General features: G+C 68.0%; 9 protein-coding genes and 1 pseudogene. All 10 read left to right on the forward strand.

Features of this window, described 5'->3' with window-relative positions:
- Positions 1-6: 6 nt before the first annotated feature.
- Positions 7-282 carry a preprotein translocase subunit SecE gene (gene secE, locus BN1197_RS12515; protein WP_040160144.1) on the forward strand — a complete coding sequence of 92 codons (276 nt, stop codon included), beginning with the start codon at positions 7-9 and terminating at the stop codon, positions 280-282.
- Between the two features lie 275 nt (positions 283-557).
- Positions 558-1,455 (forward strand): annotated as a pseudogene (gene nusG / locus BN1197_RS12520) (transcription termination/antitermination protein NusG).
- 589 nt (positions 1,456-2,044) lie between these two features.
- Positions 2,045-2,473 (forward strand): 50S ribosomal protein L11, encoded by a 429-nt coding sequence (gene rplK / locus BN1197_RS12525; RefSeq protein WP_040160147.1) that lies wholly within the window; start codon positions 2,045-2,047, stop codon positions 2,471-2,473.
- Between the two features lie 223 nt (positions 2,474-2,696).
- Positions 2,697-3,410: a 50S ribosomal protein L1 gene (rplA, locus tag BN1197_RS12530; protein WP_040160357.1), complete on the forward strand. Its 714-nt coding sequence runs from the start codon at positions 2,697-2,699 to the stop codon at positions 3,408-3,410.
- Between the two features lie 473 nt (positions 3,411-3,883).
- On the forward strand, positions 3,884-4,465 hold the full coding sequence (gene rplJ / locus BN1197_RS12535; RefSeq protein WP_040160148.1) for a 50S ribosomal protein L10: 582 nt from the start codon (positions 3,884-3,886) through the stop codon (positions 4,463-4,465).
- Between the two features lie 67 nt (positions 4,466-4,532).
- On the forward strand, positions 4,533-4,925 hold the full coding sequence (gene rplL, locus BN1197_RS12540) for a 50S ribosomal protein L7/L12 (RefSeq protein WP_040160151.1): 393 nt from the start codon (positions 4,533-4,535) through the stop codon (positions 4,923-4,925).
- Positions 4,926-5,129: 204 nt separating this feature from the next.
- Positions 5,130-6,578, forward strand: coding sequence for an aspartate ammonia-lyase (gene aspA, locus BN1197_RS12545; RefSeq protein ID WP_040160153.1), 1,449 nt, complete (start codon positions 5,130-5,132; stop codon positions 6,576-6,578).
- 104 nt (positions 6,579-6,682) lie between these two features.
- The gene (locus tag BN1197_RS12550) at positions 6,683-6,943 is read left to right on the forward strand and encodes a DUF6489 family protein (protein WP_040160155.1); all 261 of its coding nucleotides are present in this window, start codon (positions 6,683-6,685) and stop codon (positions 6,941-6,943) included.
- A gap of 436 nt (positions 6,944-7,379) precedes the next feature.
- Complete coding sequence (rpoB, locus tag BN1197_RS12555) at positions 7,380-10,835, forward strand: DNA-directed RNA polymerase subunit beta (RefSeq protein ID WP_483869428.1); 3,456 nt, start codon at positions 7,380-7,382, stop codon at positions 10,833-10,835.
- Between the two features lie 193 nt (positions 10,836-11,028).
- Entirely contained in the window at positions 11,029-14,922 is a 3,894-nt protein-coding gene (locus BN1197_RS12560; protein ID WP_040160160.1) for a DNA-directed RNA polymerase subunit beta', read from the forward strand.
- The last annotated feature ends 377 nt before the right edge of the window (positions 14,923-15,299 follow it).

Genomic DNA, 15,299 nt, shown 5'->3' on the forward strand with positions numbered 1-15,299 from the left:
GCACACGTGAGCGACCACGGCACGACGACGCGTTCGACGCCGTCGGCGCGAGAGCGCCGCCCCCAGGGCGGCAACGTCGTCACGCGCTTCTTCTCCGCGATCGCCCTGTACTTCTCCCAGGTGCTCGACGAGATGCGCAAGGTCGTCCGACCCACGCGCAAGGAGCTCACCACCTACACCATCGTGGTCATCGCGTTCGTCACCGCGGTCATGCTCTTCACCCTCGGCGTCGACGCCGTCACGACCAGGCTCGTTTCCTGGATCTTCTCCGGAACCTGGTGACCCGTCCCCGTCCGTCAGCCCCTCGACAGATCCCATCGCACACCCGGCCCCGGACATTCGATCCGGGGCGCGGTGTATCAGGCAAGGAAGTGAGTTCGCCCGTGACCGATCCGGAGTACCAGACCGAGGCAGGCGAGGAGACCCCCGCCCTCACCCCGTCCGACGACGTGCAGCCCGGCGAGGTCGAGGTCGACGAGACCACCGGCGAGGTCGCCTTCTCCACCGACGAGACCCCCGACCAGGTCGACTCCGACCCGGCCGGCGCTCTCGAGAACGTGGACGAGGCCCTGCAGGCGAACGACGCGCTCACCTTCTCCGACGAGGACACCCAGGCGCCCGCCTCGAACGGCCCCGCCGAGAACGCTCACGAGGACGAGGACGAGGACGAGGACGAGGACGACGCGGCCGACGCGACGACCGACGACGCCCCCGAGGCTCCGGCTGCCGCCGACGAATCCGCAGAGGCCGGCGAGTCCGACGCATCCGAAGAAGCCGAAGAGCAGGAAGACCCCGTCGAGGCACTCCGCAAGGAACTGCGCTTCCTCCCCGGCGACTGGTACGTCATCCACTCCTACGCCGGCTACGAGAACCGCGTGAAGCAGAACCTCGAACAGCGCGTCACCTCCCTCAACATGGAGGACTACATCTTCCAGGCCGAAGTGCCCATGGAGCAGGTCACCGAGATCAAGAACGGCCAGAAGAAGGTCGTCCGCCGCGTCCGCATGCCCGGATACGTCCTCGTGCGCCTCGACCTGACCGACGAGAGCTGGGGTGCCGTCCGCCACACCCCCGGCGTCACCGGATTCGTCGGCAACGCGCACCAGCCCGTGCCCCTCAGCCTCGACGAGGTCATCTCCATGCTCGCCCCCCAGGTCGAGCAGGAAGCCGCCGCCGCAGCCCCCGCCGCCGCCAGCCGCCCCGCCGCTGCCGCCTCCACCACCGTCGTCGACTACGAGATCGGCGAATCTGTCACGGTCATGGACTGCCGCCTCCACCACCGTCGTCGACTACGAGATCGGCGAATCTGTCACGGTCATGGAAGGCCCCTTCGAAACCATGCCCGCCACCATCTCCGAAATCCTCCCCGAACAACAGAAACTCAAGGTCCTCGTCTCCATCTTCGGACGCGAAACCCCCGTCGAGCTGTCGTTCAACCAGGTGGCCAAGATCTGAGCCGCTGCGCGGTTGGCAGCGCCCGCTTACGCCGGCGCTTCGCGCTGGCGGAAGCGGGGCTGCATTGACGCGGCTTCGCCGCGGCGGGGTGTTTGTTCCGCCGATTCAGGCCTCGCTTCGCTCGGCGAATCGGCGGCGAAAACCCGAAACCCCTGTATCCGACTCATCGGGTGCGGGGGTTTCGAGTTTCGGGGGTGTGGCCGGCCGCCGTTGGGTCATGGGCATCGTGGTCACCATTTCGGGCGATCCGGCGCCGGCCCGCTCGGCGTACCTGGCGTGGTGTGGTCGCCTACCGCGTCCGTGCAGGCGCTGGGTATTGGGTGCCCATCTGCTGTCGTCGGTGCACGCATCGGGGATGGTGGGCACGTCGTCTGCGGGGTGCATCGTGGGCTCGAGACCTGCGCCGGGTGCGTCCTGCGCGCGCGTGCTGCTTCGTCCGGCGGATTCGCTTCTGCACGGGGGCGGCGCGTACCGTAGACCCTCGGTGCCTGCCTAGGGGCTCGCACCACCCATCGCGTCGCGGTGGGGCATCTGCAACCGGGTCATCGCCCACGGCGTGGGCCCACACGAACAGGGAAGTGAGGGGCGTATGCCTCCCAAGAAGAAGGTCTCCGGCTACATCAAGCTCCAGATCCAGGCCGGCGCGGCCACTCCCGCGCCGCCCGTCGGCCCGGCGCTCGGTCAGCACGGCGTCAACATCATGGAGTTCGTCAAGGCGTACAACGCCGCGACCGAATCCCAGCGCGGCAACGTCATCCCCGTCGAGATCACGGTCTACGAGGACCGCTCGTTCACCTTCATCACCAAGACCCCGCCCGCCGCGGAGCTCATCAAGAAGGCCGCCGGCGTCGCCAAGGGCTCCGGCGAGCCGCACAAGACCAAGGTCGCCACGCTCACCGATGACCAGGTCCGCGAGATCGCCGAGCAGAAGATGCAGGACCTCAACGCGCACGACATCGACCAGGCGAAGAAGATCATCGCCGGCACCGCGCGCTCCATGGGCATCACCATCAAGTGACCCTCTGAGCCGTTCCCGAACGGCTCACACCTCGACGAGACCGCAGGGTTCGCCCTGCGGTCTCGTCGCGCATCCGGAGCGATTGGCGACGATTCGGAGCGTCGTCGGCACCTGTGGCAGAATTGTTCCTTGTGGTAGGGCCGAGCGCGGCCCGTTCGACCACGACTCCGCACAGCGCCCCCGTACCACGCGGATGCGGCGCGTCACCGACCAAGGAGCACTCATGAAGCGCAGCAAGGCCTACCGCGAGGCCGCCGAGAAGATCGACCGCAGCAAGCTGTACTCCCCGCTCGAGGCCGTTCGCCTCGCCAAGGAGTCCGCGAGCACCAAGTACGACTCCACCGTCGAGGTCGCCTTCCGTCTCGGCGTCGACCCCCGCAAGGCCGACCAGATGGTCCGCGGCACCGTCAACCTCCCGAACGGCACCGGCAAGACCGCTCGCGTCCTCGTCTTCGCCAACGGTGCGAACGCCGAGGCCGCCCGCGAGGCCGGCGCCGACTACGTCGGTTCCGACGACATGCTCGAGAAGGTGCAGGGCGGTTGGCTCGACTTCGACGCCGTCGTCGCGACCCCCGACCTCATGGGCAAGGTCGGCCGCCTCGGAAAGGTCCTCGGCCCCCGCGGCCTCATGCCCAACCCCAAGACCGGCACCGTGACGATGGACGTCGCCAAGGCCGTCTCCGACATCAAGGGCGGAAAGATCGAGTTCCGCGTCGACAAGCACAGCAACCTGCACTTCATCATCGGCAAGGCCTCCTTCGACGAGAAGGCCCTGGTGGAGAACTACGGTGCAGCGCTGGAGGAGATCCTCCGTCTCAAGCCGTCGGCCAGCAAGGGTCGCTACATCACCAAGGCCACGATGGCCACGACGATGGGCCCCGGCATCCCGCTCGACCAGAACCGCACCCGCAACCTCCTCGTCGAGGACGAGGCCTGAGCCTCATCCCGATCACGAGACGGCGCCCCTCTCACCGAGGGGCGCTGTCTCGTTTTCCGAGCGCGACGCCGGCTCCTGGCAGACGCGCTCGTCATCCGGCACCTGTGTCCCTCTGTGCACGTCTCCGGTACACCGTGCACGCGTGAGACGACGTGTCGTGCCAACCCACGGCGTGCACCGACGCCGCAATCCGTGCGCGGCGCTCGCTACGGGGCTCGACCCCCGTCCGCACCCGCCGATTTGGCCCGACCCGCGTCTCCCGCGTACGCTGTCGGGGACCCATGACCGCCGGTTGTCGGTTCGCGCGAGCGTCCCGACCGAAGGTCCCCGTAGACGGGGCGTCCTGCGCAGGCCACCGAGAACGTTCACCGAATCCTCGCCGGTTCGGTCGTGTGCTCCCGATGCCCTGCGGCACGGGAGCTCTTTTCGTCTCAGGGGCCGTGGGGTGCCGGCATCACGTTTAAGGAGGCCCCATGGCAACGCCCGCGAAGCAGGCAGCCATCGCCGAGCTCTCGGAGAAGTTCCGCGAGTCCGGTGCGGCCGTGCTGACGGAGTACCGCGGCCTGACCGTGGCCCAGCTGTCCGAGCTCCGCTCGCAGCTGCGCGCGAACGGCAGCTACTCCGTCGCGAAGAACACGCTCACCGAGCTCGCTGCCAAGGAGGCCGGAGTCACGGCCTTCGAGGGGCAGCTCGTCGGTCCGTCGGCGATCGCCTTCATCACCGGTGACCCGGTCGAGGCGGCCAAGACCCTGCGTGACTTCGCCAAGGCCAACCCCCTCCTCGTCATCAAGGGCGGCGTCCTCGACGGCAAGCCCCTGACGGCGGAGGAGATCACCAAGCTTGCCGACCTCGAGTCGCGTGAGGTCCTGCTGGCCAAGGCCGCAGGCGCGATGAAGGGCAAGCTCAACCAGGCCGTGTCGCTGTTCGCCGCTCCGCTGTCGCAGACGGCGCGCGTGATCGACGCCCTCCGGGCGAAGGTCGAGCAGACCGGTGGGGCCGCTGCGGCTCCCGCCGAGGCCACCGAAGACGCCGCCGCGAGTGGCGACGAGTCCTGACGCGTCCCGCGCAGGAACACCATCAGTTCAGCCGCTCACGGCACGTAAGTCAGGAAGGAAGCCAATCATGGCGAAGATGTCCACCGAGGAGCTCCTCGGCGTTTTCGAAGAGATGACCCTCATCGAGCTCTCCGAGTTCGTCAAGGCGTTCGAGGACAAGTTCGAGGTCACCGCTGCGGCTCCGGTCGCGGTTGCGGCCGCGGGCGCCCCGGCCGGCGGCGGCGACGCCGGCGGCGCGGCCGAGGAGAAGGACGAGTTCGACGTCATCCTCGAGGCTGCGGGCGACAAGAAGATCCAGGTCATCAAGGAGGTCCGTGCGCTCACCAGCCTCGGCCTCAAGGAGGCCAAGGACCTCGTCGACGGCGCGCCCAAGCCCGTTCTCGAGGCTGCGAAGAAGGAAGACGCGGAGAAGGCCAAGGCTGCCCTCGAGGGCGCCGGCGCCACCGTCACCCTCAAGTGACGTTTCGCTCCTTGTTCTGAGCCTCGCTCAGTGACACCCGCGCGGCGGGGTGGACCTCGGTCCGCCCCGCCGCGTTCGTGTGCTCCGGTGCGGGTCGAAGGTCCCCGGATGCCTCGAAAAGCCCTGCCCTGACGAGCCCGTCTTCCTACGCTGGGTGGCGGCGGGCGATCCGGCTCGCGGGGTGAGGGCAGGGAGCGTGGGGTCATGGTGGACGTGCGGTGGGAGTCGGATCTTCTCGGGCGCAAGGCGGTGCCGCAGGACGCGTACTACGGCGTGCACACCGTGCGGGCCGTGGAGAACTTCCCGATCTCGGGCCGCACGGTCAACGACGTGCCGGCGATGGTGCGGGGCATGGTCATGGTCAAGAAGGCCGCGGCCTTGACGAACAAGTCGCTCGGCGTGCTCGAGTCGAGGATCGCCGACGCGATCGTCTGGGCCTGCGATCAGGTGCTCGACGACGGCCGGTGCCTCGACCAGTTCCCCGTCGACGTCTTCCAGGGTGGAGCCGGGACCTCGCTCAACATGAACACCAACGAGGTCGTCGCCAACCTCGCGCTCGAGCACCTCGGCGAACCCAAGGGGTCCTACGACGTCGTCAACCCCAACGACCACGTCAACCGCAGCCAGTCGACGAACGACGCGTACCCCTCGGGCTTCCGCCTCGCCGTCGACGCGATGCTCGGCGACCTCGCAGGGGCGCTCACTGCGCTGCAAGAGGCCTTCCAGGCCAAGGGTGACGAGTTCGCCGACGTCCTCAAGATGGGCCGCACCCAGTTGCAGGACGCGGTGCCGATGATCCTCGGCCAGGAGTTCACCGCGTTCGGGGTGACGCTGGGGGAGGAGTTGCGGCACCTCGACACCGCTCGCGGCCTGTTGCTCGAGATGAACCTCGGTGCCACGGCCATCGGCACCGGTCTCAACACGCCGCCCGGCTACCAGCCGCTCGCGGTCTCCACCCTCGCCCGAGTGAGCGGACGGCCGTGCGTCCCCGCGCCCAACCTCATCGAGGCGACGAGCGACTGCGGGGCCTACGTCATGGCCCACGCCGCGCTCAAGCGCCTCTCGGTCAAGCTCTCGAAGGTCTGCAACGACCTGCGCCTGCTCTCCTCCGGCCCGCGCGCCGGCCTCGACGAGATCAACCTGCCGGAGATGCAAGCCGGGTCGTCGATCATGCCGGCCAAGGTCAACCCGGTCATCCCCGAGGTCGTCAACCAGGTGTGCTTCAAGGTCGTCGGCAACGACGTCACCGTGAGCATGGCCGCCGAGGCCGGCCAACTCCAGCTCAACGTCATGGAGCCGGTGATCGCGCAGTCGCTCTTCGAGTCGCTCACGCTGCTCACCAACGCGTGCGAGACGCTGCGCACCCGGTGCGTCGAGGGCATCACCGCCAACCCGGACGTGTGCCTCGGCTACGTCACCAACTCGATCGGCGTCGTCACCTACCTCAACGACTACATCGGTCACGAGGCCGGCGACTCCATCGGCAAGGAGTCCGCGGCGACCGGCAGGAGCGTGCGCGAGATCGTCCTCGAACGCGGACTCATGGAGCCCGACCTGCTCGACCGTGTCCTCTCCCGCGAGAACCTCATGCATCCCGGCAACCTGCTCACCACGGCCGACGACGGCGCCTCCGACCCGAAGGCCGCGCGCTGACCGAACGGGTGCGAGAAGGGGTCGACGCGCCGGGGATGCCGGACGCCGGGGGAGGGAGGCCGTAGCGTGGATGGTGCCGAGGACATCGCGCGGGAGGTGACGGCATGAAGGTGACCGTGGAGATCGACTGCACGCCACAGGAGATGCGGGCCTTCTTCGGCCTGCCCGACGTCGAGCCGATGCAACGAGCGGTGATGGCCGAGATGGAGCAGCAGATGGTGGGCGCCCTGGAGCAGTTCTCGCCGGCGTCTCTCATGCGGGACTGGTTCGCGCCGATGACGGCCACCCAGCAGGCGTTCCTCCAGGCGTTCAGTCGCCCCGGGGTCGGGACCGACGGTCCGGAGGAGTCAGACACCACGGCCTGACATCCGCCGATCCGGTCGCTCCGGGAGCCGGCACGACGGGGATGTCCACACGGGCACCACCACGTCCTTGACCCGGGGGACCAGGCGCGTCATGCTTGCGGCAGGTACCGACGTCTGTACGAGTCGATTCCCGCACGTGATCCCGCCTCATCGCTCAGGCCGATGGGACGCCGGTCGATCTGTCCGGGGAGTGCTGCCCGCCGGGCTTTACAAGCCTTGAGGCGGCAGGTAGGCTATGCCTTTGCGCTGCCTATGTACCCAACCCGAGTGTCGCCACCCGCCCCCGTGTGTCGGCATCGACCGCTGAATATCGTCTCCCACTAGGGAGGATCCGTGTTCCGCGGGCATCGGGTCCATTGCGGGCAGTGACGACTTGCCGCTCACCAGGCTTAAGGAAGGACCATCCTTGGCTGCCTCGCGTACCGCGACCCAGAAGATGTCCAGCGCTCTCACGGCCTCCGGTCGTGTCTCGTTCGCCAAGATCCGCGAACCCCTCGAAGTTCCCGACCTCCTCGCCCTGCAGACCGAGAGCTTCGACTGGCTCCTCGGTAACGAACGGTGGCAGGACCGCGTCGCGGAGGCCCTCGAGGCCGGCCGCAACGACGTGCCCACGCGTTCGGGTCTGGAGGAGATCTTCGAGGAGATCTCTCCGATCGAGGACTTCTCCGGCTCCATGTCGCTCAGCTTCCGCGACCACCGCTTCGAGGAGCAGAAGTACTCCATCGAGGAGTGCAAGGAGCGCGACATGACGTACAGCGCACCGCTGTTCGTCACCGCCGAGTTCATGAACAACAACACCGGCGAGATCAAGAGCCAGACGGTGTTCATGGGCGACTTCCCCCTCATGACCGCGCGGGGAACCTTCATCATCAACGGCACCGAGCGTGTCGTCGTCTCCCAGCTCGTCCGTAGCCCGGGGGTGTACTTCGAGCGCACTCCCGACAAGACGAGCGACAAGGACATCTACTCGGCCAAGGTCATCCCGAGCCGCGGTGCGTGGCTCGAGTTCGAGGTCGACAAGCGCGACATGGTGGGCGTCCGCGTCGACCGCAAGCGCAAGCAGTCGGTCACGGTGCTTCTCAAGGCGCTCGGCTGGACCGACGCGCAGATCCTCGAGGAGTTCGGCGAGTACGAGTCCATGCGTGCGACCCTCGAGAAGGACAGCACGACGGGCCAGGACGACGCGCTGCTCGACATCTACCGCAAGCTGCGCCCGGGTGAGCCGCCGACGAAGGAGGCCGCGCAGGCCCTCCTCGACAACCTGTACTTCAACCCCAAGCGCTACGACCTCGCCAAGGTCGGCCGGTACAAGATCGACAAGAAGCTCGGCATCGACACCGACCTCGACGCCTCGACGCTCACCGTCGAGGACATCGTCGCGACCATCAAGTACATCGTCGCGCTGCACGCCGGCGAGGCGACGCTCCCGGGCGTGCGCGGCGGCGAGCAGGTCGACATCCGCGTCGAGACCGACGACATCGACCACTTCGGCAACCGTCGTCTGCGCAACGTGGGCGAGCTCATCCAGAACCAGGTCCGCACGGGTCTGTCCCGGATGGAGCGTGTCGTGCGCGAGCGCATGACCACCCAGGACGTCGAGGCCATCACGCCGCAGACGCTCATCAACATCCGGCCGGTCGTCGCCTCCATCAAGGAGTTCTTCGGCACCAGCCAGCTGAGCCAGTTCATGGACCAGAACAACCCGCTCGCGGGCCTGACGCACAAGCGTCGTCTCTCGGCCCTCGGCCCGGGTGGTCTCTCCCGTGACCGTGCCGGCATGGAGGTCCGCGACGTCCACCCGAGCCACTACGGCCGCATGTGCCCGATCGAGACGCCGGAAGGCCCGAACATCGGCCTCATCGGTTCGCTCGCGAGCTTCGGCCGCATCAACCCGTTCGGCTTCGTCGAGACGCCGTACCGCAAGGTGGAGTTCGGCAAGGTCACCGACGAGGTCCACTACCTCTCGGCCGACGAGGAGGACGACTTCGTCATCGCGCAGGCGAACGCTCCCGTCGGTGAGGACGGCCGGTTCGTCGAGGAGCGCGTGCTCGTGCGCTCCAAGGGCGGCGAGGTCGAGTTCATCCCGGGTGTCGACGTCGACTACATGGACGTCTCCGCGCGTCAGATGGTGTCGGCCGCCACCGCGCTCATCCCGTTCCTCGAGCACGACGACGCCAACCGTGCGCTCATGGGCGCGAACATGCAGCGTCAGGCCGTGCCGCTCGTGCGCAGCGAGGCCCCGTTCGTCGGCACCGGCATGGAATACCGTGCGGCGCTCGACTCCGGTGACGTGGTGCGCGCCACCAAGGCCGGTGTCGTCGAGGCCGTCTCGGCCGACGTCGTCGACGTCGCCAACGACGACGGCACGCACTCGAGCTACCGCATCGCCAAGTTCCAGCGCTCCAACCAGGGCACCTGCTACAACCAGCGGGTCCTGGTGGGCGAGGGCGACCGGCTCGAGGTCGGCGGGGTCATCGCCGACGGGCCGGCCACCGACAACGGCGAGATGAGCCTCGGGCGCAACCTCCTCGTGGCGTTCATGCCGTGGGAGGGCTACAACTACGAGGACGCGATCATCCTCTCCCAGCGCATCGTGCAGGACGACGTCCTCTCCTCGATCCACATCGAGGAGCACGAGGTCGACGCCCGCGACACCAAGCTGGGCCCGGAGGAGATCACCCGCGACATCCCCAACGTCTCCGAGGAGGTCCTCGCCGACCTCGACGAGCGCGGGATCATCCGCATCGGCGCCGAGGTGCGCGACGGCGACCTGCTCGTCGGCAAGGTCACGCCCAAGGGTGAGACCGAGCTGACCCCCGAGGAGCGCCTGCTGCGCGCCATCTTCGGCGAGAAGGCGCGCGAAGTCCGCGACACCTCCCTCAAGGTGCCGCACGGCGAGACCGGCACGGTCATCGGCGTCAAGGTCTTCGACCGCGAGGAGGGCGACGAGCTTCCCCCGGGCGTCAACCAGCTCGTGCGGGTCTACGTCGCCAACCGGCGCAAGATCACCGACGGCGACAAACTCGCCGGCCGCCACGGCAACAAGGGCGTCATCTCCAAGATCCTCCCGATCGAGGACATGCCGTTCCTCGAGGACGGCACGCCGGTCGACATCGTGCTCAACCCGCTCGGTGTTCCCGGTCGTATGAACATCGGCCAGGTGCTCGAGCTCCACCTCGGGTGGGTCGCGAGCCGCGGCTGGGAGATCGAGGGCGACCCCGACTGGGCGTCCATGGTCCCCGACGACGCGCGCAGCGCCCCCGCCGGCACGCGCGTCGCCTCCCCGGTGTTCGACGGTGCCGAGGAGCACGAGATCACGGGCCTGCTCGACTCGACGCTCAAGACGCGCGACGGTCAGCGCCTCATCGGATCCTCCGGCAAGACGCGGCTGTTCGACGGCCGGTCCGGCGAGCCGTACCCGGAGCCGATCTCGGTCGGCTACATGTACATGCTCAAGCTGCACCACCTCGTCGACGACAAGATCCACGCCCGCAGCACCGGCCCGTACTCGATGATCACCCAGCAGCCGCTCGGTGGTAAGGCGCAGTTCGGTGGCCAGCGCTTCGGCGAGATGGAGGTCTGGGCCCTCGAGGCGTACGGCGCGGCCTACGCCCTGCAGGAGCTCCTCACGATCAAGTCCGACGACGTCACCGGCCGCGTCAAGGTCTACGAGGCCATCGTCAAGGGCGAGAACATCCCCGAGCCCGGCATCCCCGAGTCCTTCAAGGTGCTCATCAAGGAGATGCAGTCGCTCTGCCTCAACGTCGAGGTGCTCTCGACCGACGGTGGCGCGATCGACCTGCGCGAACCCGACCAGGAGGTCTTCCGCGCGGCCGAGGAACTCGGCATCGACCTGAGCCGTCGCGAGCCGTCATCGGTGGAAGAGGTCTAGGACATCGGCACATCCGTGCGCTCCGGCCGTCTCCCGCGATGAGCGAGAGCCGGCCGGGGCCCGCCGGACCCCACCCGTTCAGCGGGTCGGCCCCGGTGGATCGAGGTGACGGGCGCCGGCCCGTCTCCGCCTGCAGGTCAGGCACTTTCCGAACCTCTTATGAACGTACGAGCCTTTGAAAAAGGAGCACGTAGTGCTGGATGTCAACTTCTTCGACGAACTGCGCATCGGGCTGGCCACCGCGGACGACATCCGCGCGTGGAGCCACGGTGAGGTGAAGAAGCCCGAGACGATCAACTACCGCACGCTCAAGCCCGAGAAGGACGGCCTCTTCTGCGAGAAGATCTTCGGCCCCACCCGGGACTGGGAGTGCTACTGCGGCAAGTACAAGCGCGTCCGCTTCAAGGGCATCATCTGCGAGCGTTGTGGCGTCGAGGTCACGCGCTCCGGTGTCCGTCGTGAGCGGATGGGCCACATCGAGCTCGCGGCCCCGGTCACGCACATCTGGTACTTCAAGGGTGTGCCGAGCCGTCTGGGCTACCTGCTCGACCTCGCCCCGAAGGACCTCGAGAAGGTCATCTACTTCGCGGCCTACATGATCACCTCCGTCGACGAGGAGGCGCGTCACCGCGACATGCCCTCCCTCGAGGCGCAGATCGAGGTCGAGAAGAAGGGCATCGAGAACGACCGCGACGCGGCCATCGACGCGCGCGCCAAGAAGCTCGAGGCCGACCTCGCCGAGCTCGAGGCCGAGGGTGCCAAGGGCGACGTGCGCCGCAAGGTGCGCGAAGGTGCCGAGCGCGAGATGAACGGCATCCGCAAGAAGGCCGACCAGCAGGTCGAGCGCGTCCAGCAGGTGTGGGACCGGTTCAAGAACCTCAAGGTCCAGGACCTCGAGGGCGACGAGCTGCTCTACCGCGAGATGCGTGACCGTTTCGGCATGTACTTCGAGGGCGGCATGGGTGCGGCGGCGCTGCAGAAGCGTCTCGTCGACTTCGACCTCGACGCCGAGGCGGAGCTGCTGCGCGAGATCATCGCGACCGGCAAGGGCCAGAAGAAGACCCGCGCCCTCAAGCGCCTGCGCGTCGTCACCGCGTTCCAGACGACGAGCAACAACCCCAACGGCATGGTGCTCGACTGCGTGCCGGTCATCCCGCCGGACCTGCGTCCGATGGTGCAGCTCGACGGTGGCCGTTTCGCGACCTCCGACCTCAACGACCTGTACCGCCGCGTCATCAACCGCAACAACCGCCTCAAGCGACTGCTCGACCTGGGCGCGCCCGAGATCATCGTCAACAACGAGAAGCGGATGCTGCAGGAGGCCGTCGACGCGCTGTTCGACAACGGCCGTCGCGGTCGGCCGGTGACCGGGCCGGGCAACCGCCCGCTCAAGTCGATCTCCGACATGCTCAAGGGCAAGCAGGGCCGGTTCCGTCAGAACCTGCTGGGCAAGCGCGTCGACTACTCCGGCCGTTCGGTCATCGTCGTCGGCCCCACGCTCAAGCTGCACCAGTGCGGTCTGCCCAAGCAGATGGCCCTGGAGCTCTTCAAGCCGTTCGTGATGAAGCGCCTCGTCGACCTCGACCACGCGCAGAACATCAAGTCGGCCAAGCGCATGGTCGAGCGTGCCCGCCCGCAGGTGTGGGACGTGCTCGAGGAGGTCATCACCGAGCACCCGGTGCTGCTCAACCGTGCACCCACGCTGCACCGTCTCGGCATCCAGGCCTTCGAGCCGCAGCTCGTCGAGGGCAAGGCCATCCAGCTCCACCCGCTCGTGTGCGGCGCGTTCAACGCCGACTTCGACGGTGACCAGATGGCCGTGCACGTGCCGCTCTCCGCGGAGGCGCAGGCAGAGGCCCGCATCCTCATGCTCTCGAGCCACAACATCCTCAAGCCCGCCGACGGCCGGCCCGTGACCATGCCCAGCCAGGACATGATCATCGGCCTGTTCCACCTCACGTCGGCGCTCGAGGACGGCCCGGGTGCCGGCCGGTCGTTCCGTACGGTCGCCGAGGCTCGCATGGCCTTCGACGCGGGCGAGATCGGCCTCGGCTCGCTCGTCAGGATCCGCCTCGACGACTACGTCCTGCCCGCCGGCCAGGCGGTGCCCGAGGGCGCGGAGGTCCGTGAGGACGGCACGATCGAGCACGTCGTCATCGAGACGACCCTCGGCCGCGCGATCTTCAACACGACGTTGCCGTACGACTACCCGTACGTCGACGCTCCCGTGGACAAGAAGCGCCTGTCGACGATCGTCAACGACCTGGCCGAGCGGTACAGCAAGGTGCAGGTCGCGGCGAGCCTCGACGCGCTCAAGGAGACGGGCTACTACTGGGCGTCCCGTTCGGGCACCACGGTGGCGATCTCCGACGTCGTCACCCCGCCGCGCAAGCAGGAGATCCTGGAGAACTACGAGGCCAAGGCCGAGAAGGTCCAGGTCCAGTACGAGCGCGGTCTCATCACCGACGACGAGCGGCGTCAGGAGCTCATCGAGATCTGGACCCAGGGCTCGAACGAGGTCGCCAAGGAGATGGAGTCCAACTTCCCGCGCCTCAACCCGATCTACCGCATGGTGTCCTCGGGTGCGCGTGGTAACTGGTTCCAGCTGCGGCAGATCGCCGGCATGCGTGGCCTCATGGCCAACCCGCGTGGCGAGATCATCCCGCGCCCGATCAAGTCCAACTTCCGTGAGGGCCTGTCGGTGCTGGAGTTCTTCATCTCCACGCACGGTGCTCGTAAGGGTCTGGCCGACACGGCGCTGCGCACGGCGGACTCGGGTTACCTCACCCGTCGTCTCGTCGACGTCAGCCAGGACGTCATCATCCGCGAGCACGACTGCGGAACCGACCGCGGCCTCACGCTGCCGATCGCGACCCGTCGCACCGACGGTTCGCTGGAGGCGCACGAGGACGTCGAGAGCACGGTCTACGCCCGCACGCTGGCCGAGGACATCGCTGGCCCCGACGGCGAGGTCATCGTCGCGGCCGGTGTCGACCTCGGTGACGTGCTCATCGACAAGCTCGTCGCGGCCGGCATCGAGGAGGTCCGGGTGCGCTCGGTCCTCACGTGTGACAGCCACGTCGGCACGTGCGCGAAGTGCTACGGCCGCAGCCTGGCCACCGGCAAGCTCGTCGACATCGGCGAGGCGGTCGGCATCATCGCCGCCCAGTCGATCGGTGAGCCCGGCACGCAGCTGACGATGCGGACGTTCCACACCGGTGGTGCGGCCTCGGCCGACGACATCACCCAGGGTCTGCCCCGTATCGTCGAGCTCTTCGAGGCCCGCACCCCCAAGGGTGTGGCGCCCATCGCCGAGGCCACGGGCCGGGTGCAGATCGAGGAGACCGACAAGGCCCGTCGCGTCCTGCTCACGCCGGACGACGGCGGCGAGGAGCACGCGTACCCCGTGAGCAAGCGTTCGCGTCTGCTCGTCGAGGACGGCCAGCACATCGAGGTCGGCACCAAGCTCGTCCAGGGTGCCATCGACCCCAAGCAGGTCCTGCGCATCCTCGGCCCGCGCGCGGTGCAGCGTCACCTCGTCGACGAGGTGCAGAACGTGTACCGCCAGCAGGGTGTGTCGATCCACGACAAGCACATCGAGGTCATCGTGCGCCAGATGCTGCGTCGCGTGACGATCATCGAGGCCGGCGACGCCGAGCTGCTTCCGGGTTCGATGGCCGAGCGTGGCGTCTTCGAGACCGAGAACCGTCGGGTGGTCTCCGAGGGTGGCAAGCCCGCCTCGGGTCGTCCGGAGCTCATGGGCATCACGAAGGCGTCGCTCGCGACCGACTCGTGGCTGTCGGCGGCGTCGTTCCAGGAGACGACCCGCGTGCTCACCGACGCGGCGATCCACGCCAAGAGCGACCCGCTGCTCGGCCTCAAGGAGAACGTCATCCTCGGAAAGCTCATCCCCGCCGGTACGGGCCTGCCCCGGTACCGCAACGTGCGGATCGAGCCCACCGAAGAGGCCAAGGCGGCGATGTACTCGATGCCCGACTACCAGCAGTTCGACTACCCGGCCTTCGGACCGGGCTCGGGCGAGGCGGTCCGGCTCGACGACGTCAGCCTCGGTCTGGACCGCGACTGATCGTCTCGATCCGCGACTGACGGTCTCGGCCCGAACGAGAAGCGGGGCCGGTCACGTGACTCACGTGGCCGGCCCCGCTTTCGGTCGTTCCGGGGGAGTGGCGCAAAGTCGCGGCGCGACGCTCCGTGCGACCGGGCTCGATTTGGCCGCATGTGAACCGGGCGGGTAGGCTGGTCGGGCATGTCCTGGGACAGTCGTGCCCAGTCGTCGCCGCGAGGCGGTCGGTGAGCCCATCGACCGTGAACGGGGTTTCGTGAGGTCACGCTCGGTTCGAGGTTCTCACGCGCCGCGTTCGGCCGGTCGCGTCCAGGAGATGTCCTCCCGCCGGGCAGTCCGGTGACGCCCTTTGGGTGCCGCCCGGAAAGTGCAGGGGGGAG

Origin of the sequence: Mobilicoccus massiliensis, assembly GCF_000826525.2 — a bacterium.
In the GTDB taxonomy this organism is placed as follows: Bacteria; Actinomycetota; Actinomycetes; order Actinomycetales; family Dermatophilaceae; genus Mobilicoccus; species Mobilicoccus massiliensis.

Bases quoted from the DNA above. Each gene is read 5' to 3' on its own strand.
- rplK (WP_040160147.1), top strand. From the start codon at position 2,045: ATGCCTCCCAAGAAGAAGGTCTCCGGCTACATCAAGCTCCAGATCCAG.
- rplJ (WP_040160148.1), top strand. From the start codon at position 3,884: ATGGCAACGCCCGCGAAGCAGGCAGCCATCGCCGAGCTCTCGGAGAAG.
- BN1197_RS12550 (WP_040160155.1), top strand. From the start codon at position 6,683: ATGAAGGTGACCGTGGAGATCGACTGCACGCCACAGGAGATGCGGGCC.
- rplL (WP_040160151.1), top strand. From the start codon at position 4,533: ATGGCGAAGATGTCCACCGAGGAGCTCCTCGGCGTTTTCGAAGAGATG.
- aspA (WP_040160153.1), top strand. From the start codon at position 5,130: ATGGTGGACGTGCGGTGGGAGTCGGATCTTCTCGGGCGCAAGGCGGTG.
- rplA (WP_040160357.1), top strand. From the start codon at position 2,697: ATGAAGCGCAGCAAGGCCTACCGCGAGGCCGCCGAGAAGATCGACCGC.
- rpoB (WP_483869428.1), top strand. From the start codon at position 7,380: ATGTCCAGCGCTCTCACGGCCTCCGGTCGTGTCTCGTTCGCCAAGATC.